The organism is Curtobacterium sp. 'Ferrero', assembly GCF_002412165.1.
Lineage (GTDB): Bacteria > Actinomycetota > Actinomycetes > Actinomycetales > Microbacteriaceae > Curtobacterium.
The window spans coordinates 33,869-47,620 of record NZ_NXIA01000003.1 but is presented as its reverse complement, the minus strand read 5'-3'; the positions used below and the strand labels follow the sequence as shown (position 1 = coordinate 47,620).

Genomic DNA, 13,752 nt, shown 5'->3' with positions numbered 1-13,752 from the left:
CCTCGCTGCCCTTCCGTTGAGTGCTGACCGGGTCAACACATGCTACCGGCGCGGCATTCCACGCGGGCTGGTCACCGACCGAGGCGGGCCCGCACGATGTCCACGGCGCCGCGGATCTCCTGGTTGCGGGCGAGCGCCAGGACCCCGAAGTACACGAGCGCCATGACGGCACCGGTGAGCAGGATCGTCAGCACGGCGCCCGTCGCGTCGGCCATGGCGAACCCGCTCGGCGTGAACGCCCCGAAGAACCAGACGACGCCCAGGCCGACGACCCCGGCGACGACGGCGGCCACGATGAACTGCAGGTGCGAGCGGAGCACGTTCGGCCCCTCCATCCCCCGCAGGCGACGCGACACGAGCACGAGCGCGACGACGGTCTGCGTGGACCCCGCGAGCGTCGTGCAGGCCGCGATCGCGAACCCGATGGCCTCACCCGGCAGCAGCGACACCGCGAGGGCCCCGATGACGAACAGCGCCGACTGCACGCACTGCATGAGGAACGGCGTCCGGTGGTCGTGCAGGGCCCAGAACACGCGCTGGATGATGAAGAGCATGCTGAACAGCACCAGGCCGGGCATGTAGGCCAGCAGCACGGCGCCGATCGACAGCGCTCCGTCGAACGTGCTCGCGAAGATCCGGCCGAACGGCACCGACACGACCATGAGCGCCACGGACGCGAACACCGTGAAGAGTCCGACGATCCGCAGGCTGAGCGACAGGTTCCTTCGGACGGCGTCGAGGTCCCCGCGTTCGGCGTCGTGGCTCATCCGGGTGAAGTACGCCGTCGCGATCGACACCGTGATGATCGAGTGCGGCAGCATGAAGAGCAGCCAGGCGTTCTGGAGCACCGCGTTGCCCGCGGCCCCGGTGCCGAGCGAGGACACCCGCGACTGCACGAGCCCGGCGAGCTGCGTGACGAGGATCATCGCGAACAGCCACCCGGCTGCGGTCCCGGTCGCCTTGAGCCCCACTCCGCGCCACCGGAAGTCGGGACGGAAGGTCAGGCCGGCGCGGCGCCAGAAGAACGGCAGGAACGCCGCCTGCGCGACCACACCGAACGAGGCGCTGCCGGCGAGCACAGCGATCTTCGCCGGCGTCCAGTCGTCGAGTCCGGCGTTCACCGAGCGGTCGCCGAACAGGGCCATGAACACGATGAGCCCGGCGACCGCGATCACGTTGTTGATGAGCGGAGCCCACGTGAACGGGCCGAACACCTGCTTGGCGTTGAGGACCTCGCCGAGGAGCGAGTACATCGCGTAGAAGAGGATCTGCGGCAGGCACCAGAACGCGAACGCCACCGCGAGGTCGGTCTGGGCCGGGCTGAAGCCCTTCGAGCCGTCGCCCGCCTGCGTGCTGTACAGCCGGACGAGGACCGGGGCGAGCACGGTGGCGATGACCGTGATGACCACGAACAGCGACCCGCCGAGCGTGACGATCTTGTTGACGTACGCCGTCCCGCCGTCGGTGTGCTGCTGCATCGACCGGACGATCTGCGGGATCAGCACGGCGGAGAGCAGGCCGCCGGCGATGAGCGCGTAGATGTTGTTCGGCAGCTGGTTCGACACGGCGAAGGCGTCGGCCGCGACGGAGCCCTGCTGCCCGATCGCGTAGGCCAGGATGATCGTCTTCGCGAAGCCGAGGACCCGGGAGACCATGGTCCCCGCGGCGAGCATGGCGCTCGCGCGGCCGAGGCTGCGCTCTGCGACGGGCTGGGCATCGACCACGGGCTCGGCCTGGTTGGTGCTGATGGTCGACTCCTCGTCCACGACGTTCCCGTCGTCCGTCACGCCGGCCGGGAGGCGCGGCTCGTCCCCGCCGCGGTGGCTTGCGTCACCGGAGCGGTCGCCGTGGTCGCGCGGAGCGGCCTGGTCGCCCGCGGCGGTCTGGTCGAGCGCGGGGGCCTGGTCGAGCGCGACGGCCTGGTCGGACGGCTCCGGCCGGGCGACGGTCGGGGCGCCGGCCGCGCGGTGCGCGACGGCGCTCCCGAGCGCGTCCGTCCGCGGTGCGGACCCGGCCGGCTGCGGCACCGCAGCCGGCGAGGCGGGGTCTCCCGTGCCTACCGGCCGGTCGGGCTGGACGTCCAGCGGGCGGTTCGGGTCCTCGTCGTCGTCGATCTCGCCCCGGCGGCGGCGGGCCCGCTTGCGGATGCTGCGGAAGATACCGAAACCGAAGATCGCGATCAACGCGACGGCCGCGGCGGCGGTGATGACCGTCTCCCACTGGGCCTGCACGTTCAGTTCGACGGTCGCCGGGGCGGCGATCCGCTCGCCGGTCGGGCTCGTCAGGGTCATCGTGAGTGTGACCTTGCCGTTCGCGACGGACTGCACGGGCACGGTGGTCCGGGTCGACGACTCCTTCTGGACCTTCACCTCGATGTCGTTCCGCACGACGCGGAGCGCCGAGTTCGAGGGCTGCACGCTGAGGCGCACGGTGACCGGGTACTGCGACTCGTTCCGGATCGAGATCGGCAGGGACGACCGGTCGCCGAGCAGGGTCAGGCTGCTGGAGTCGACGATGCCGACCTGCTGGGTCTCCCTCGACCACCGGGCGACCCGGTTCGTGATCGCCTGGTCGAGGGCGTCGTCGCTGCCGCGCCACGCGTTGGAGGCCAGCGCGAGGAGCTGCAGGCGGGCCGGCGCGGTCACCGCGGTCGGGGTGTCGAGCGCCGTGGCGAAGGACGCGAGGGACTGCTCGCCGTCGACGAGCCGCTCCAGCCGGTCGATGCGCTCGTCGCCGTCGGACGAGTTCCGCAGCGTGAGCGACCCGGCGGTCGCCGACGCGGTGGAGGACAGGTCGGTCGGGGCGACCCACGGGGTCTGCTCGAGGGCGTCGAGGGCGTCGGCGAGCCGCGAGGAGTCCGACGGCCACTCGCGGCCGAGGGTCAGCAGCACCGGGTTCGCCGCCGTCCCCGCGCGGGCCGCGGTCGCGAGCGTCGCGGTGAGGTCGGACATCGCGGTGTCCCAGGTGCGCTGGTCGGTCGCCGTGGCGGCACGACGGAGCAGGGAGGACATCGCCTGGTCCGCGACGAGGACGTGGGCGTCGCCGATCTTCTCGGACGCCGAGATGGTCGTGTCGGCGCCCGCCGAGGTGTTGCCGCTGGCGATGATCGTCGTCTTCGTGCCGGCCTTGGTGAGGGCGGGCAGGTCGCCCTGGTTCACCGTGCCCTCGACGGGCCAGGCGACGGCGTCCATCGAGTAGTCGAAGTCGAGGAGCGACGCGGTGGTCGGCAGGACGTCGGTGCTGTCCGGGTCGGTCGTCGAACCCGTGCCGTCCGTGCCGCCCGTGGCTCCGTCGGTGGGTCCGGTCGCCGTGTCGGTCGGCGTGGCGTCCGGGGCCGTCGTGGCGCCGCTCGTGGGCGTCCCGGTGGCGGACGACGTCGGGCTCGGGCTCGGCGTGGAGGCGCCGGGGAAGTCGTCCGGGTCGACCTGCTGGTCGAGGGAGATCGGCCCGAGGATGCCGTCCGACCCGGCCTGCCGCAGGCCCGTGACGTCGGCGTCGGCCCACGGGAGCGCGAAGGTCTCGTTCCGGATCGACTCGAGTCGCTGCAGCCAGGCGAGCGCGGTCGAGGGCGCGTTCTGCCCGAGCACCCGGATGGAGGCGATGATGCGCGGGTCGATCGCCACGGCGACGTTGTGGCCCTCGGCGGCGTCGAGCTGCTGCGTCAGGGTGCCGTCGACGGCGGTGGCGGCGGCGAGCTCGTTGGCGGGGAGGAACCCGGAGGCGGTCTGCGGCACCGTGATCGGCATCGCGACGGAGACGCCGACCGGGGTCTGCTCGAAGTCCGGGTACCAGGTGATCGCCGAACGACCGATCGCCGTGGTGTCGCCGGCGGTGTACACGGCCGCGATGCGTCGGGCACCGAACGAGGAGTACCCGCCGAGCCCGACGTTCCCGGCGACGATCTTGATGGACCCGAGCGTGACCGAACGGTGCGCGGGGACGGCCGGGACGTCGACCGAGTCCATCGGGGCGCCGGGGTAACCGGTCGTGCTGGTGTCGCTGAGCCAGTCGGCGAGCAGGTCGCGCGAGCTCACGGAGCGGAAGATGTCGAGCTCGGCGGTGCCGGCGGGCAGCGCCTGGTCGGTGTCGTTCGTCACCGTCACCGAGAGCTCGAGCTCCTCGCCCCGGCGGACCACCCCGCGGTCGGCGGGTGCGACCGTGACGCTCGTCTTCCCCTCCGCCGACCCGGACGGGTCGGCGGTCGCGGTCCGGACGGTGGACGTCGTGACCGCCTCCGCCGGGGTCGCGGTCGAGGGCGCGGTGACGAGGCCGAGGGCGACGAGGGCCGACGCGGCGACGGCGAGCGAGGTGCGGAAGAGCTGCATGCGGAAGGTGGGTCCGGCGGATCGACCCGGACCGGTCACGAGTGTATGAGGCCCGTCCATGAACACCGCCCGTGCGCGCGCAGGGTGTGGAGAACTCGTGGGCACGATCTGGGAGGATTGGTCCGTCATGCAGTCCGTTGCCCAGGCCGTCGAGCGACTCGACGCACTCGCCGAAACCCTCCCCGTGGCCACCCTCGCACGGGCGTTCGCCGACGCCGGACACGAGCTCGCCCTCGTCGGCGGGCCGGTGCGCGACGCCTTCCTCGGGCGGCCGGTGACCGACCTCGACTTCACGACCGACGCCACCCCCGACGAGGTCCTCCGCATCGTCGAGCCGATCGCCGGCGCGACCTGGGACGTCGGTCGGCAGTTCGGCACCATCGCCGCCCGCGTGCGCGACGAGCAGGTCGAGATCACGACGTACCGCAGCGACGTCTACGACGGCGAGACCCGGAAGCCCGAGGTCGCGTTCGGCGAGACGATCCAGGACGACCTGCTGCGGCGGGACTTCACGGTGAACGCGATGGCGCTCCGGCTCCCCCAGCGTGAGCTCGTCGACGTGCACGGCGGGGTCGAGGACCTGCTCGCCGGGCGGCTGCGCACCCCGCAGCAGGCGACGGTGTCGTTCCGGGACGACCCGCTGCGGATGATGCGGGCCGCGCGGTTCACGTCGCAGCTCGGGTTCACGGTGTCCGACGACGTGCGGGACGCCATGACCGAGCTGGCGGACTCCCTCGAGATCGTGTCCGCCGAGCGGGTCCGGGACGAGTTCGTCAAGCTCCTGGGCACCGCCGACCCCGTCCCCGGACTGCGACTCCTCGTGGACACCGGTCTCGCCGAGCGGTTCCTGCCCGAGCTGCCGGCGATGCGGCTCGAGATCGACGAGCACCACCACCACAAGGACGTCTACGAGCACTCGCTCACGGTGCTGACGCAGGCGATCGGGTACGAGGCCGAGCGCCACCCCGGCGAGGCACCGGACACCGTGCTCCGGCTGGCCGCGCTCCTGCACGACATCGGCAAGCCCGCGACCCGGAAGCTCGAGCCCGGCGGGGCCGTCAGCTTCCACCACCACGACCTCGTCGGTGCGAAGCTCGCGAAGAAGCGGCTCCGAGCGCTGCGGTTCGACAACGACACGATCGCCGCGGTCGCCCGGCTCATCGAGCTCCACCTGCGCTTCTTCGGGTACACGGACGGTGCGTGGACCGACTCGGCCGTCCGACGGTACGTGCGGGACGCGGGGCCGCAGCTCGAGCGCCTGCACATGCTCACCCGCTCGGACGTCACCACGCGGAACCGGCGCAAGGCCGACCGGCTCGGGTTCGCGTACGACGACCTCGAGGACCGCATCGCCACGCTCGCCGAACAAGAGGAACTCGACTCGATCCGTCCCGACCTCACCGGCGACGACATCATGCGCATCCTCGACATCGCTCCCGGTCGGGCCGTCGGCGAGGCCTACCGCTTCCTGCTCGAGACCCGGATGGACGAGGGGCCGCTCGGTCCCGACGAGGCCGAGGCGCGACTGCGTGCTTGGTGGGCGGCGCGCGACTGAGCGTCGGAACACCCGAAACCAGGTTTCGGACACAGAACCCCGGAAAAGCGCGGTTCCGTGTCCGGAACCTGGTTCCGCACCCCGGGTGCCGTGCCGGTGGGGAGAGGACCGCAGCGGCTTCCACAGGCGGGTGGCGCGCCTCCAGGCGGTCCGGTAGGCTACTCAGGTTGTCTCCGCGCGTCTGCGCGCTGACACATGCATCAACCCTCCTGCTCCGGGAACCGCCCGGAGCCGCCGAGACCAAAGGAGGTGGGTTCCGCATGCACCAGTACGAACTGATGGCGATCCTCGACCCCGAGATCGACGAGCGCACCGTCGCTCCCAGCCTGGACAAGTTCCTCGCCGTGATCCGCAACGACGGTGGGACCGTCGACAACGTGGACGTCTGGGGCCGTCGTCGTCTCGCCTACGAGATCGCGAAGAAGTCCGAGGGCATCTACGCCGTCGTGGACTTCACGTCCTCCCCCGAGGCCGCCAAGGAGCTCGACCGTCAGCTCGGTCTCTCCGAGGCCGTCCTCCGCACGAAGGTCCTCCGCGCCGAGGAGGCGATCGCCCAGGTCGCCGCCCAGAAGCAGCGCGACGAGGCCCGCGCGGCCCGCAAGGCCGCGAACGCGACCGCGAGCGCCGAGTAAGTCATGGCCGGCGAAACCGTCATCACGGTGGTGGGCAACCTCACCGCGGACCCCGAGCTGCGCTACACGCAGAACGGGCTCGCGGTGGCGAACTTCACCATCGCCTCCACCCCGCGCACGTTCGACCGTCAGGCGAACGAGTGGAAGGACGGCGACGCGCTGTTCCTCCGCGCGAGCGTGTGGCGCGAGTTCGCCGAGCACGTGGCGGGCTCGCTGACGAAGGGTTCGCGCGTCATCGCGCAGGGCCGTCTGCGTCAGCGCTCGTACCAGGACCGTGAGGGCCAGCAGCGCACGAGCATCGAGCTCGAGGTCGACGAAATCGGCCCCTCGCTCCGCTACGCGACCGCGCAGGTCACCCGTGCTGCGGGTGGCAACGGCGGCGGTCGTGGCCAGGTCGGCGGCGGCAACGCTGGCGGCAACGGCGGCGGCAACTGGAACAACGGCGGCGGTCAGTCGGACGCACCGTGGTCGCCCCAGGGCGGCCAGCAGGGTGGCAACGCACAGTCGAACGACGTGTGGAGCACGCCCGGCGGCTCGTACGACGACGAGACCCCGTTCTGATCCCTCCGGTCCACCGGACACAACTTCTTCATCTCTAAGGAAAAACAATGGCTGGAAAGAGCACCGGCGACCGCCGGAAGCCTCGCGGCAAGGGCGGCAAGAACGCCGCTCCCGCGAAGTCGATCAAGGTCGGCGTCATCGACTACAAGGACGTCGCGACCCTTCGCAAGTTCATCTCCGAGCGTGGCAAGATCCGCGCCCGTCGCATCACCGGCGTCTCCGTCCAGGAGCAGCGCCTCATCGCCCGTGCCGTGAAGAACGCCCGTGAGATGGCGCTCCTCCCCTACGCCGGCTCCGGCCGCTGATCGGAGGATCACCCATGTCGAAGCTCATCCTCACCCACGAGGTCTCCGGCCTCGGTTCCGCCGGTGACGTCGTCGACGTCAAGAACGGCTACGCCCGCAACTACCTCATCCCCCAGGGCTTCGCCGTCGCGTGGTCCAAGGGCGGCGAGAAGCAGGTCGAGTCGATCCGTGCGGCCCGTGCCGCTCGCGAGCTCGCCACCATCGAAGAGGCCCAGGACCTCAAGATGAAGCTCGAGAACGCCACCATCAAGCTGACCGTCAAGGCCGGCAAGGACGGCCGCCTGTTCGGTTCGGTCCGCCCGGCGGACGTCGCCGACGCGGTCCAGGCGCAGGGCGTCGGTTCGCTGGACAAGCGCAAGGTCGAGGTCCCCGCGACCATCAAGACCGTCGGTGACCACGAGGCCACCGTGCGTCTGCGCGAGGACATCACCGCGGTGATCTCCCTCCAGGTCGTCGCCGCCAAGTAAGGTCGCGTCTTCCGCTCACGACGGGCGGGTCTCCTCCGGGAGGCCCGCCCGTCGTCGTGCGTGCGGCTGGCTGTTCGCGGCTGGCTGGTTACCGCTCAGGTGCGTGCGCCGAACCTGGAAGCAACGTGAGAAAGTTGTCCTCAGGTTTCGATTTGTCAACTGGTTTTACACACCTGAAACGCCCCGATCGACAACCTTCAATGGGAACTTGAACCCCACTTTTCCACACATGGTGTGGAGCGGAAAAGCCCCGTTCAGCGGGTCGAAACTGTGTTCTACACCCTCGTTGTCCACATGGCTGTCCACAGTTGTCCACACGACACCCCGGCGTGTTCCGCAGGCTCTCCACAGAGTTATCCACAGGTGCCATTTGTGGGGATAACTCTCCCCCCGTACGGTGGCCCAGCGACTCGGTGATGTCGGTCGCTCGGGGTAGACCTTCAGTGCGGGCAGGGGCTCGCGCCGTTCCAACGACAGGAGTCCGTGTGTCGATCGCGCATCTCGATCCGTCCCCCCGCGACGTCGCAGAGCGCGGTGGCATGGAGCGGACGCCGCCGCACGACCTCCTCGCCGAGCAGTCGACCATCGGCGGCATGCTGCTGTCGAAGGACGCCGTCGCCGACGTCATCGAGACCGCGCGCGGGGTCGACTTCTACATCCCCAAGCACGAGGTCATCTTCGACGCCATCCTGTCGCTGTACTCCCACGGCGAGCCCACCGACGTCATCGCCGTCACGGACGAGCTCACGAAGACCGGACTGCTCTCCCGGGCCGGTGGCGCCGAGTACCTGCACAGCGTCACGAGCATGGTGCCCACGGCCGCGAACGCCGGGTACTACGCGTCGATCGTCGCCGAGAAGGCCGTGCTCCGCCGCCTGGTGGACGCCGGCACCCGGATCGTGCAGATGGGCTACGCGTCCGAGGGTGAGGTCACCGACCTCGTCAACAGTGCGCAGGCCGAGGTCTACAACGTCGCCGGCGGTGTCCAGACCGAGGACTACGTCCCCCTGACCGACGCCATCGGTGCCGCCATCGACGAGATCGAGGCCGCCAAGGGACGCGACGGGCAGATGACCGGTGTGCCGACCGGGTTCAGCGGCCTCGACGGTCTGACCAACGGTTTCCACCCCGGGCAGCTCATCATCGTCGCCGCCCGACCCGCACTCGGCAAGTCCACGCTCGCGCTCGACCTGTGCCGTGCCGCCGCGCTCAAGCACAACCAGACCGCGGCGTTCTTCTCGCTCGAGATGGGCCGCGCCGAGATCGCCATGCGCCTGCTCTCCGCCGAGTCGAGCGTCCCCCTGCAGAACATGCGCAAGGGCACGGTCGACTCCCGCGACTGGACCACCATCGCGCAGACCCGCGGGCGCATCAACGACGCCCCGTTCTTCATCGACGACTCCCCCAACATGACGCTGGTCGAGATCCGGGCGAAGTGCCGCCGACTCAAGCAGCAGCACAACCTCAAGCTCGTCGTCATCGACTACCTGCAGCTCATGACCTCGGGCAAGCGCGTCGAGTCCCGCCAGCAGGAGGTCTCCGAGTTCTCGCGTGCTCTGAAGCTCATGGCCAAGGAGCTCGGCGTGCCCGTCATCGCCCTGTCGCAGCTGAACCGTGGTCCGGAGCAGCGTGCCGACAAGAAGCCGATGATCTCCGACCTGCGTGAGTCCGGGTCGATCGAGCAGGACGCCGACATGGTCATCCTGCTGCACCGTGAGTCGGCGTACGAGAAGGACAACCCGCGACAGGGTGAGGCGGACCTGATCGTGGCGAAGCACCGCAATGGGCCGACGGACACGATCACGGTGGCGTTCCACGGGATGTTCTCGAGGTTCGTGGACATGCCGCAGTAGGCGGTTGTGTCGTCCGCCAGCTAACTTGTCCAACTGCCACGCAACGTGTCTGAAATACGAAACTGGACACGTTGTTTGGCAGCAGCGCGGTACACCTTCCCGTCGCCGCCTCGCGAGGTCCTCTTGCGGCCTCAGCCGGTCGGACTAGTCCATGCCGGCGATCGAGTTCGTTCGGGCAGGCAGGTCCCGAGACGTCCGCGCAGATTGCCGCAGCCGGGTCAGCGCGGCATGGCGAATCATTGCGCCATGGACTGAAGGTCACGTGGTTTACGCAGTTGCGGCGTCGTTCCAGGCCGTAGTCGTAAAGGGCGGTGTCCCGCTCAGGTAGCGCCTCGCGTCGACGGACCTATTTCGTGGGAGTGGTGATCAGGCTCGCGACGGACTCGAGGGCCCCGGGGACAAGGGAGAAGTAGGCCCAGGTGCCGCGCTTCTCGCGGTGCAGGATGCCGGCGTCGACGAGCACCTTGAGGTGGTGTGAGACGGTCGGCTGAGACAGCCCGAGCGGTTCCTGCAGGTCGCAGACACATGCTTCCGCGCCCTCGTGAGCGGCCACCATCGAGATCAGCCGCAAGCGCGCCGGGTCCGCAATCGCTTTCAACGACTTCGCCAGGACTTCGGCGGACTCCTGCGTCATTGCTTCGGTCGTGACGGGTGAGCAGCAGGCGGTGACGTCCTGGATGGGGAGCAGCTCGATCGTCGTCATCGCCCCATCATCCCACGTCCTTCGATGCACGTCTATATTTGCGCTCATCGATATCGACGTGCTTCGATGTTCTTGCTCGACCTCCGCTCGATCTGTGAAGGACCGACCCGATGACTCACCTTGTTGCCGTTGGTGGCAGTGACGCCGGTATCGCTGCGGCGCTGCGCGCCCGTGAGCTGGACCCGTCAACCGATGTGACAGTGATCCTCGCCGACGAGTTCCCAAATTTCTCCATCTGCGGCATCCCCTACTGGGTCTCCGGCGACGTCGCCACGGAAGCATCGCTCGCGCACCGCACCCGCGGAGACCTCGAAGCCGCCGGGATGACGGTCCGCTCCTCGACGTGGGCTTCCGCCGTCGACGTCGAGCGCCGGCTGCTGGCCGTCACCGGTCCGGCCGGTGAGGAGCAGATCGGGTACGACGAGCTGCTGATCGGGACCGGCGCTGAGCCGGTCCGTCCGGCCGGGATCCCGTTCGGTGAGCCCGGCATTCACCTGCTGCACTCGATGACCGACGCGGAGCAGGTGGTCGCCGCCCTGGAACTGCTGCCTGCCGGGAGCCGCGTCGCGGTCGTCGGCGCCGGCTACATCGGCATCGAGATGACCGAGGGGCTCGTCGCTCGCGGGTTCGACACGACGCTGATTCAGCGCGGACCGGAAGTGCTCTCCACCCTCGACCCGGAACTTGGGTCCCTGGTCACCGCGGAGGTCCGCCGGCATGGCGCGACGGTGCTAACTGGTGCGACGGTCACCGGAATCACCCCGGCAGGTGGCGGCCAGTGGCGCGTCGCAACCAGCTCTGCATCCGCGGACGCCGCGGGCGTGTTCGCGCTCGTGGTGGTCTGTGTCGGGGTGCGGCCGGTAACGGACCTCGCGGCCGCCGCCGGTGCGCAGCTCGGGCAGGCCGGCGCGATCGTCGTCGACGAGCAGATGCGCACCGGGGTGCCGCACGTGTGGGCGGCGGGCGACTGCGTCGTGACGCACCACCGGCTCCTCGGGACGACGTGGCTGCCGCTCGGAACGACCGCGCACAAGCAGGGCCGCGTCGCCGGGGAGAACATGCTCGGCGGCAGCAAGGTCTTCGCCGGTTCGGTGGGGACGCAGGTGGTGAAGGTGTTCGACCTCGTCGCTGCCCGCACGGGCCTCCGCCACCACGAAACCGCTGCGCTCGACGTGTCGCCGCTGACCCGGGTGACGGTCGCGGATGACCACAAGCGGTACTACCCGGGGGCGGTGCCGCTGACGATCAGCGTCACGGCCGACCAGCCGTCCGGGCGGCTCCTTGGGGCGCAGATAGTCGGTGAACGGTCTGCGGAGATCAGCAAGCGCATCGACACGTTCGCCACCGCGCTCCACGCCGGCTTCACCGTCGACGACGTCATCGACCTGGACCTCAGCTACACGCCGCCGCTTGGGTCCCCGTGGGATGCGGTGCAGGTCGCCGCGCAGGGCTGGGAACGTGCCGCCGCGGCAGCCAAGGCGGGGGTGAGCGCCTGATGGTGCTGGCGGTGGTCGCTGCGGCGATTTTCGTCGCGACGCTGGTGGTGGTGATCTGGCAGCCCAAGGGCTTCCCGATCGGCTACACCGCACTCATCGGCGCGGTTATCGCTCTCGCGACCACGGTCGTCGGGCTCGGGGATGTGCCGACGGTGGTCGGGATTGTGTGGAACGCGACGTTGACGTTCGTCGCGGTGGTGCTGATCTCGTTGATCCTCGATGAGGCCGGGTTCTTCGAGTGGGCCGCGCTCCATGTGGCCCGGTGGGGTCGCGGGAACGGGCGGCTGCTGTTCGTGCTGATCGTCGGCCTTGGCGCGGTCATCGCGGCCGTGTTCGCCAACGATGGGGCCGCGCTGATTCTCACCCCGATCGTGGTCGGGATGCTCCGCGCCTTGAACATGCCGGCGAAGGCGGCGCTGGGGTTCATCCTCGCCACCGGGTTCATCGCCGACACCGGCAGCCTGCCGCTGGTGGTGTCGAACCTGGTCAACATCGTCTCCGCCGACTACTTCGGCCTCGGGTTCGCCGAGTACGCCGCCGTCATGGTGCCCGTCGGCATCGTGTCCGTGCTGGCGTCCCTCGGGATGCTGCTGGCGTACTTCGGCAGGAGCATCCCGAAGCGGTACGACGTCCTCGCCCTCACCCGGCCCGCAGCCGCGGTGAAGGACCGGGCGACGTTCCGCGCCGGCTGGGTGGTCCTCGCCGTGCTGCTGGTCGGCTACTTCGCCGCCGACCCGATCGGGGTTCCCCTCGCCGCGGTCGCTGGTGTCGGCGCTGTCGTGATCGTTCTCGTCGCCGCCCGGCAGCCCGCGTTCCTCTTCGCCCGTCAGACTGCGTCCCCAGTCCTCGTCACCACCGGCGGCACCGCTACCGTCACCGCCGGCAGCAATGGCACCGGTGGCGCCGGTGGCGAGTCGGGGCGGGTGATCCCGGTGTGGAAGACGATCCGGGAGGCGCCGTGGCAGATCGTGCTGTTTTCGATCGGCATGTACCTCGTCGTCTACGGGCTGCAGAACCAGGGTCTCACCGACTACCTCGCGAAGCTGTTCGACGTGTTCGGGGACCACGGTGTCCTCGTCACAGCGCTCGGGGTCGGGTTCGTGATCGCGATCCTGGCGTCGCTGATGAACAACATGCCGACCGTCCTCATCGCCGCCCTCGCGATCGGCGGAGCCGGCGCGACCGGGCTGACCCACGAGGTGATGATCTACGCCAACGTCATCGGCTCCGACCTCGGCCCGAAGATCACCCCGATCGGCTCGCTGGCGACCCTGCTGTGGTTGCACGTGCTCGAACGGAAGGGCATCCACATCGGCTGGGGCCAGTACTTTCGCACCGGCATCGTGCTGACCGTCCCCGTCCTCGCCGTCACCCTGACAGCCCTCGCCGGCTGGCTCACCCTCATCCGATGACCACCCCAACCGAAAGCACCACCATGACCGCGACCCCCACGATCCTGTTCGTCTGCGTCCACAACGCCGGCCGTTCCCAGATGGCCGCCGGCTACGCCCAGGCCCTCGGCGGCGACCGCGTTCAGGTCCTCTCCGCCGGCTCCGCGCCGAAGGACCAGATCAACCCCGTCGCGATCCAGGCGATGGCCGAGGACGGCATCGACATCGCCGGGAACCAGCCGAAGGTCCTCACCACGGACGCTGTCCGTGAGTCCGACGCGGTCATCACGATGGGCTGCGGCGACGCGTGCCCGATCTTCCCCGGCAAGCGGTACGAGGACTGGGACCTCACCGACCCCGCCGGGAAGGGCATCGACGACGTTCGCACCATCCGCGACGAGATCAAGACCCGCGTGCAGGCGCTCCTGGCCGAGCTGCTGCCCACCGAAGCATCCGCCTGACCA

11 protein-coding genes are annotated in these 13,752 nt (G+C 69.7%); 9 read left to right on the top strand and 2 right to left on the bottom strand.

The genetic code is table 11. The features are described 5' to 3' along the window. Nucleotides 1–71: 71 nt before the first annotated feature. Complete coding sequence (locus Csp2054_RS18475; protein WP_255252607.1) at nucleotides 72–4,325, bottom strand: DUF6049 family protein; 4,254 nt, start codon at nucleotides 4,323–4,325, stop codon at nucleotides 72–74. Nucleotides 4,326–4,452: 127 nt separating this feature from the next. Between Csp2054_RS18475 and Csp2054_RS04220 the strand changes: the two genes are divergently transcribed. The 6 genes from Csp2054_RS04220 (at nucleotide 4,453) to dnaB (ending at nucleotide 9,698) form a co-directional block, all read left to right on the top strand. Beyond that, nucleotides 4,453–5,880: a CCA tRNA nucleotidyltransferase gene (locus Csp2054_RS04220; RefSeq protein ID WP_096898253.1), complete on the top strand. Its 1,428-nt coding sequence runs from the start codon at nucleotides 4,453–4,455 to the stop codon at nucleotides 5,878–5,880. 260 nt (nucleotides 5,881–6,140) lie between these two features. Continuing rightward, complete coding sequence (gene rpsF / locus Csp2054_RS04215; protein ID WP_058724526.1) at nucleotides 6,141–6,512, top strand: 30S ribosomal protein S6; 372 nt, start codon at nucleotides 6,141–6,143, stop codon at nucleotides 6,510–6,512. 3 nt (nucleotides 6,513–6,515) lie between these two features. Then, nucleotides 6,516–7,073 (top strand): single-stranded DNA-binding protein, encoded by a 558-nt coding sequence (locus Csp2054_RS04210; RefSeq protein WP_096898066.1) that lies wholly within the window; start codon nucleotides 6,516–6,518, stop codon nucleotides 7,071–7,073. A 47-nt stretch (nucleotides 7,074–7,120) separates the two neighbouring features. After that, nucleotides 7,121–7,378, top strand: a complete 258-nt coding sequence (gene rpsR / locus Csp2054_RS04205; protein ID WP_017887834.1) for a 30S ribosomal protein S18 — start codon at nucleotides 7,121–7,123, stop codon at nucleotides 7,376–7,378. A 14-nt stretch (nucleotides 7,379–7,392) separates the two neighbouring features. Further along, nucleotides 7,393–7,845, top strand: coding sequence for a 50S ribosomal protein L9 (gene rplI, locus Csp2054_RS04200; RefSeq protein WP_058728351.1), 453 nt, complete (start codon nucleotides 7,393–7,395; stop codon nucleotides 7,843–7,845). A 539-nt stretch (nucleotides 7,846–8,384) separates the two neighbouring features. After that, a complete protein-coding gene (gene dnaB, locus Csp2054_RS04195; protein WP_096898252.1) occupies nucleotides 8,385–9,698 on the top strand; it encodes a replicative DNA helicase in 1,314 nt (437 codons plus the stop codon). A gap of 346 nt (nucleotides 9,699–10,044) precedes the next feature. On the opposite strand, the gene Csp2054_RS04190 is transcribed toward dnaB, so the two are convergent. Continuing rightward, complete coding sequence (locus tag Csp2054_RS04190) at nucleotides 10,045–10,401, bottom strand: ArsR/SmtB family transcription factor (RefSeq protein ID WP_096898065.1); 357 nt, start codon at nucleotides 10,399–10,401, stop codon at nucleotides 10,045–10,047. 110 nt (nucleotides 10,402–10,511) lie between these two features. On the opposite strand from Csp2054_RS04190, the gene Csp2054_RS04185 reads away from it, so the two are divergent. From Csp2054_RS04185 to Csp2054_RS04175, 3 genes are read left to right on the top strand one after another with little or no spacing between them, the layout of a single operon-like run. Further along, on the top strand, nucleotides 10,512–11,897 hold the full coding sequence (locus Csp2054_RS04185; RefSeq protein ID WP_096898064.1) for an FAD-dependent oxidoreductase: 1,386 nt from the start codon (nucleotides 10,512–10,514) through the stop codon (nucleotides 11,895–11,897). Next, nucleotides 11,897–13,309: an arsenic transporter gene (locus Csp2054_RS04180; protein ID WP_176491556.1), complete on the top strand. Its 1,413-nt coding sequence runs from the start codon at nucleotides 11,897–11,899 to the stop codon at nucleotides 13,307–13,309. Before Csp2054_RS04185 ends, Csp2054_RS04180 begins: the two co-directional genes overlap by 1 nt. 23 nt (nucleotides 13,310–13,332) lie before the next feature. Next, the gene (locus Csp2054_RS04175; RefSeq protein WP_096898063.1) at nucleotides 13,333–13,749 is read left to right on the top strand and encodes an arsenate reductase ArsC; all 417 of its coding nucleotides are present in this window, start codon (nucleotides 13,333–13,335) and stop codon (nucleotides 13,747–13,749) included. Nucleotides 13,750–13,752 lie beyond the last annotated feature (3 nt).

What these genes read in the sequence shown, in the direction of transcription:
- Csp2054_RS18475 (WP_255252607.1), bottom strand. Translation starts at nt 4,325, where the DNA reads ATGCAGCTCTTCCGCACCTCGCTCGCCGTCGCCGCGTCGGCCCTCGTC.
- Csp2054_RS04220 (WP_096898253.1), top strand. Translation starts at nt 4,453, where the DNA reads ATGCAGTCCGTTGCCCAGGCCGTCGAGCGACTCGACGCACTCGCCGAA.
- rpsF (WP_058724526.1), top strand. Translation starts at nt 6,141, where the DNA reads ATGCACCAGTACGAACTGATGGCGATCCTCGACCCCGAGATCGACGAG.
- Csp2054_RS04210 (WP_096898066.1), top strand. Translation starts at nt 6,516, where the DNA reads ATGGCCGGCGAAACCGTCATCACGGTGGTGGGCAACCTCACCGCGGAC.
- rpsR (WP_017887834.1), top strand. Translation starts at nt 7,121, where the DNA reads ATGGCTGGAAAGAGCACCGGCGACCGCCGGAAGCCTCGCGGCAAGGGC.
- rplI (WP_058728351.1), top strand. Translation starts at nt 7,393, where the DNA reads ATGTCGAAGCTCATCCTCACCCACGAGGTCTCCGGCCTCGGTTCCGCC.
- dnaB (WP_096898252.1), top strand. Translation starts at nt 8,385, where the DNA reads ATGGAGCGGACGCCGCCGCACGACCTCCTCGCCGAGCAGTCGACCATC.
- Csp2054_RS04190 (WP_096898065.1), bottom strand. Translation starts at nt 10,401, where the DNA reads ATGACGACGATCGAGCTGCTCCCCATCCAGGACGTCACCGCCTGCTGC.
- Csp2054_RS04185 (WP_096898064.1), top strand. Translation starts at nt 10,512, where the DNA reads ATGACTCACCTTGTTGCCGTTGGTGGCAGTGACGCCGGTATCGCTGCG.
- Csp2054_RS04180 (WP_176491556.1), top strand. Translation starts at nt 11,897, where the DNA reads ATGGTGCTGGCGGTGGTCGCTGCGGCGATTTTCGTCGCGACGCTGGTG.
- Csp2054_RS04175 (WP_096898063.1), top strand. Translation starts at nt 13,333, where the DNA reads ATGACCGCGACCCCCACGATCCTGTTCGTCTGCGTCCACAACGCCGGC.